Raw genomic sequence first — 433 nt, 5'->3', positions numbered from 1 at the left:
CAATTCAAGCGGCATCAGCGGCAGTTGCGCATCCTGCGCAGCCGACTGGGCCGGATCATCCGCGATATCCGCCGCAAGATCGAAGGTCAGGCTGTGCTTGAGAACACGTTCGCCCTCCCGCTCAGCCGGGCCTCGCAGATCCGCTCGCAGCAGCAGCGCCAGCGCGGCTTCAAGCTTTATTCCTTCCACGCCCCGGAGATGGAGTGCATCGGCAAGGGCAAAGCAGCCGCGCCTTACGAGTTCGGCGTCAAAGCCTCCATCGTCACCAACAACCGCCGTTCTCCCGGGGGCCTGTTCGTGCTGCACGCCAGGGCGCTACCCGATAACCCGTACGACGGTCACACCTTGCGGGACGTCATCGACCGCACCGAGACACTCACCGGCTGCGCGATCGAGCGGGCCTATGTCGACAAGGGATACCGCGGCCACGACG

1 pseudogene is annotated in these 433 nt (G+C 64.9%); it reads left to right on the top strand.

The features are described from left to right. Nucleotides 1–433, top strand: a pseudogene (locus tag ACTEK7_RS36640) (IS5/IS1182 family transposase); the annotation flags it as partial.

Source organism: Bradyrhizobium sp. JHI2711, assembly GCF_056156565.1.
The sequence above is the reverse complement of the archived record's forward strand: the minus strand, read 5'-3'. Positions and strand labels throughout refer to the sequence as shown.